Here is a 4,689-nt window from a genome sequence, read left to right as displayed (position 1 = left end):
CGTACGAGGCGACCCGGTTCGCCACCGGCCGCAAGAACGCCCTGCGGGCCGGGCTCACCGCGCCGACCGGATGCGTGACCGAGCTGCCCGACCTGCGCGGGCCCGCCCTGCCGGGCTTCGCCGATCTCGTCTTCGGCGGCCACGACGTGGTCGCCACCCCGCTCACCAAACGCGCCGAGGCGCTCGCCGCCGCCGGGGTGCTGCCCGCCCGGCTGGCCGATGCCGTCGCGCCGGACCTGGCCGCCGTCGAGGCGGCGCTGCGACCCGCGCCGGTCGAGGGCGACCAGGGCGAGCGGATCGCCGCCGTGGGGCGCGACCTGACCGGGGTCCGCACGCGGCACGGGCTGGACCGGGGGGTGGTGGTCAACGTCGCCGCCACCGAACCGGCGCCCGCCCCGCACCCGGCGCACCACGACCTGGCCACGCTGCGCGACGCGCTGACCGGCCGGGCCGGCGTGCTGCCGCCCAGCTCTGCCTACGCGTACGCGGCGTTCACCGCCGGCTGCCCGTACGTGGACTTCACCCCGTCGACCGGCGCCCGCCTGCCGGCCCTGGCCGCGCTCGCCGCCGAACGCGGGCTGCCGTACGCCGGGCACGACGGCAAGACCGGCGAGACGCTGCTCAAGTCGGTGCTCGCGCCGATGTTCGCGATGCGGCACCTGGCCGTGCGCTCCTGGTCCGGCACGAACCTGCTCGGCGGCGGCGACGGCGCCACGCTCGCCGACCCGGCCGCCAACGCCGCCAAGGTCGGCAGCAAGCAGCGGGTGCTCGCCGAGACGCTCGGCTACCTGCCCCAGGGCCACACCCGGATCGAGTACGTCGAGGAACTGGGCGACTTCAAGACCGCCTGGGACCTGATCACGTTCGCCGGTTTCCTCGGCACCGGCATGCGGATGGAGTTCACCTGGCACGGCTGCGACTCGGCGCTCGCCGCGCCGCTCGTGCTGGACCTGGCCCGGCTCACCGCCGCCGCGCACGCCGCCGGCCGCCACGGCCCGCTGACCGAACTGGCGTTCTTCTTCAAGGACCCGCTCGGCGCGACCGGCCACGCGCTCGGCGAGCAGTGGACGGTGCTGCGGGACTTCGCCGCCGACCTGCACGCCCAGGCGACGCCGTGACCCGCCTGGCCGACCTGGCCGACCTGGTCCGGGCGCCGGCCGCGCTGTCCGTACCCGGGGACGTGCTGTCCGGCGCCGCCGCGGCCGGTGCGCTGGACCGCCGGACGCCCGCCCTGGCCGGCGCGTCGGTGCTGCTCTACTGGGCCGGGATGGCCGCCAACGACTGGGCGGACCGGCGGCTGGACGCGGTCGAACGGCCGGAGCGGCCGATCCCGTCCGGCCGGGTGCGCCCGTCCGTGGCGCTCGGCGTCGCGTCCGGCCTCACCGCCGCCGGGCTCGCGGTCGCCACCGCCGCCGGGGGCCGCCGGGCGGCGGCGGTCGCGCTCCCACTCGCGGCCACCATCTGGGGGTACGACCTGCGCGCGAAGAACACCGCCGCCGGCCCGGCGGTGATGGCCGCGTGCCGAGGGCTGGACGTGCTGCTCGGCGCGTCCGGCGGCCGGGTGGTCCGGGCGCTGCCCGCAGCGCTCACCATCGCCGCGCACACCTGGACGGTGACCGCGCTGTCCCGCCGCGAGGTGACCGGCGCGGACCGGCGTCTGCCGGGCCTCACGCTGGCCGGTACCGCGCTGATCGCGTTCACCACCCCGGCCCGGCCCACCGTGTTAAGCGGGGCCCCCTTCTCTACCGGATGCGTTAAGAGGGGGCCCTTCCTTCGGCTCGGGGAGCTGGTGCCGGCGGTGCTCGCGGCCGGGTACGCCGTCCGGTACGGCCGGGCGCAGGCCCGGGTGCTCGCCGATCCGTCACCGGCCCGGGTGCGCGCCGCCGTCGGGGCCGGGATCACCGGGCTGCCCGCCTTGCAGGGTTCGCTCACCGCCCGCGCCGGGGCGCGGCTGCTCGGCCTCGCCGTGGCCGGCGCCGCCCCGCTCGGCCGCCGCCTGGCCCGACTGATCTCCCCGACATGACCGCCGCCGACCCGCTGCCCGGCCCGGGCGCGCTGCGTTTCGGGTACGGCACCAACGGCTTCGCCAACCACCGCCTCGGTGACGCGCTCGCTGTTCTCGCCGACCTCGGCTACCAGGGTGTCGCGCTCACCCTGGACCACGACCACCTGGACCCGTTCGCCCCCGGCCTGGCCCGCCGGGTGGCCGCCGTGCGCCGCCGGCTGGACGCGCTCGGGCTGGCGGTGGTGGTCGAGACCGGCGCCCGCTACCTGCTCGACCCCTGGCACAAGCACGCGCCGACGCTGCTGCACGACGACCCGTCCCGGCGGGTGGAGTTCCTGCGCCGGGCCGTGCGGATCGGTGCCGAGCTGGGCGCGGAGGCGGTCTCCTTCTGGGCCGGCGTACGCCCGCCCGGCGTACCGCCCGGCGTCGCCGCCGACCGCCTCGTAGCGGGCTGCGCGGTGGTCTGCGCCGAGGCGGCGGAGGCGGGCGTGCCGCTGGGTTTCGAGCCCGAGCCGGGCATGTTCGTCGAGGACATCGCCGGGTGGCGGCGGCTGCGCGAGGCGCTCGGCGCGCCGCCCGGCTTCGGCATCACGCTCGACATCGGGCACTGCCGGTGCCTGGAGCCGCTGCCGGTGCCGCGGTGCGTGTCCGAGGTCGCCGCGTACCTGGTCAACGTGCAGATCGACGACATGCGCCGGGGCGTGCACGAGCACCTGGAGTTCGGCGCCGGCGAGATCGACTTCCCGCCGGTGCTGCGTGCCCTGGCCGACGCCGGCTACCGCGGGCTGGTGGCGGTGGAGCTGCCCCGGCACTCGCACGCGGCCCCGGCCGTCGCCGCCCGCTCACTGGACTTCCTGCGCGCCGCCGCCTCGCGCGGCGAGGGGCGGTGACCCACCACCTTCCACCCGGCAGAGGGGAGACGGCATGACACCCGACCGACTGCGCGCCGCGCTTCGGGGCGTACCCGACCCGCAGTGGCTGGACGCGGCGCTGCGCCGCGTCGCGACCGAACCCACGGCGATCGAACGGTTCTTCGCCACCGCCGCCCGGCGGTGCGGTCGCGGGCCGCTGCCCGACCCGCCCGGCTGGACGGCCGACGAGGCGGCCCGCGCGCTGCTGCTGACCACGCTGCCGAACGGCCACGCCGCCGCGGCCGAGACGCTCTACCGGCAGGGCGACGCCGCCGAGAAACGCGCCGTGCTGCGCGCGCTGCCGCTGCTGCCCATCGGCGCGGAGTGCGTGCCGCTGCTGCACGACGCGATCCGCACAAACGACACCCGGCTGGTCGCCGCCGCGCTCGGCCCGTACGCCCGGCACCTGGAGCAGCCGGCCTGGCGGCAGGCGGTGCTCAAGTGCGTGTTCACCGGCGTGCCCCTGGCGGTCGTCGACGACCTGCCGGAGCGGGCCGACGGCGAGCTGGCCCGGATGCTCGCCGCGTACGCCGCCGAGCGGCACGCCGCCGGCCGGACCATGCCCGACGACGCGGCCGACCTGCTGCGCCGGCTGACCATCCCCACCCCGGAGGCGTGACATGCGCATCTTCGACCCGCACATCCACATGACGTCCCGCACCACTGACGACTACGAGCGGATGGCCGCCGCCGGGGTCCGCGCGCTGGTCGAGCCGGCGTTCTGGCTGGGCCAGCCGCGCACCAGCGTGGACAGCTTCGTGGACTACTTCGACTCGCTGATCGGCTGGGAGCCGTTCCGGGCCGGGCAGTTCGGCATCCGGCACCACGCCACAGTGGCGCTCAACCCGAAGGAGGCGAACGACCCGCGCTGCCGCCCGGTGCTCGACCTGCTGCCCCGCTACCTGGACAAGGACGGCGTGGTGGCCGTCGGTGAGATCGGCTACGACGCGATGACGCCGGCCGAGGACGCCGCGCTGGCCGGGCAGCTCGCCCTGGCCGTCGCGTACGACCTGCCCGCGCTGGTGCACACGCCGCACCGGGACAAGGCACGCGGCGTACGGCGCACGCTCGACGTGGTCGCCGAGTCGGACATCGCGCCGGAACGGGTGCTCGTCGACCACCTCAACGAGGTAACTGTGGGGCTGGTCCGGGACACCGGCTGCTGGCTGGGCTTCTCCATCTACCCGGAGACGAAGATGTCGCCGCCGCGCATGGTCGAGCTGCTGAAGCGGTACGGGACCGAGCGGATGCTGGTCAACTCGGCCGCCGACTGGGGGCGGTCGGACCCGCTGCTGACCCGGGCCACCGGGGAGGCGATGCAGCTGGCCGGGTTCAGCGCCGACGACGTGGACCGGGTGCTGTGGCGCAACCCGGTCGAGTTCTACGGCCAGTCCGGCCGGCTCGACCTGACCGCCCTGGAGGCGAGCGACCCCACCTTCGCCGGCAACTCGATCCTGCGCGGAGGCGAATGATGCGGCTGCGCCACGCCGACGGCACGACCGTCCATCTCGGCTACTGCACGAACGTCCACCCGGCCGAGGACCTGCCCGGCATCGTCGCCCAGCTCGACACGTACGCGGTAGCGGTGCGCCGGGCGCTCGGCGCCGACCTGCTCGGGCTCGGGCTCTGGCTGGCCGCGCCGGTGGCCGCCGCGCTCGCCGCCGACCCGGCGGCCCGCCGCCGGCTGCGTCACGAGCTGACGGTACGGGGCCTGGAGGTGGTCACGCTCAACGGCTTCCCGTACGCCGCGTTCCAGGCCCCGGTGGTCAAGGG

General features: G+C 76.5%; 5 protein-coding genes and 1 pseudogene. All 6 read left to right on the top strand.

Annotation, left to right across the window (positions count from 1 at the left end; translation table 11 throughout):
• The coding region (locus KBX39_RS23855) for an inositol-3-phosphate synthase (RefSeq protein WP_210872597.1) at positions 1-1,118 on the top strand (1,118 nt) is incomplete at its 5' end.
• Positions 1,115-2,023, top strand: coding sequence for an SCO3242 family prenyltransferase (locus KBX39_RS23850; RefSeq protein WP_210872595.1), 909 nt, complete (start codon positions 1,115-1,117; stop codon positions 2,021-2,023). The genes KBX39_RS23855 and KBX39_RS23850, both read left to right, overlap by 4 nt.
• Positions 2,020-2,895, top strand: a complete 876-nt coding sequence (locus KBX39_RS23845; protein ID WP_210872593.1) for a sugar phosphate isomerase/epimerase — start codon at positions 2,020-2,022, stop codon at positions 2,893-2,895. Before KBX39_RS23850 ends, KBX39_RS23845 begins: the two co-directional genes overlap by 4 nt.
• Positions 2,896-2,929: 34 nt before the next feature.
• A complete protein-coding gene (locus tag KBX39_RS23840; protein WP_069088872.1) occupies positions 2,930-3,535 on the top strand; it encodes an EboA domain-containing protein in 606 nt (201 codons plus the stop codon).
• A gap of 1 nt (position 3,536) precedes the next feature.
• The gene (locus tag KBX39_RS23835) at positions 3,537-4,388 is read left to right on the top strand and encodes a TatD family hydrolase (RefSeq protein ID WP_104115026.1); all 852 of its coding nucleotides are present in this window, start codon (positions 3,537-3,539) and stop codon (positions 4,386-4,388) included.
• Positions 4,388-4,689, top strand: a pseudogene (locus KBX39_RS23830) (xylose isomerase); the annotation flags it as partial. The gene KBX39_RS23835 and the pseudogene KBX39_RS23830, both read left to right, overlap by 1 nt.

The sequence above is a fragment of the Micromonospora sp. D75 genome, assembly GCF_018070405.1.
Classification (GTDB): domain Bacteria; phylum Actinomycetota; class Actinomycetes; order Mycobacteriales; family Micromonosporaceae; genus Micromonospora; species Micromonospora chalcea.
This window is presented reverse-complemented; position numbering and strand designations above follow the sequence as displayed.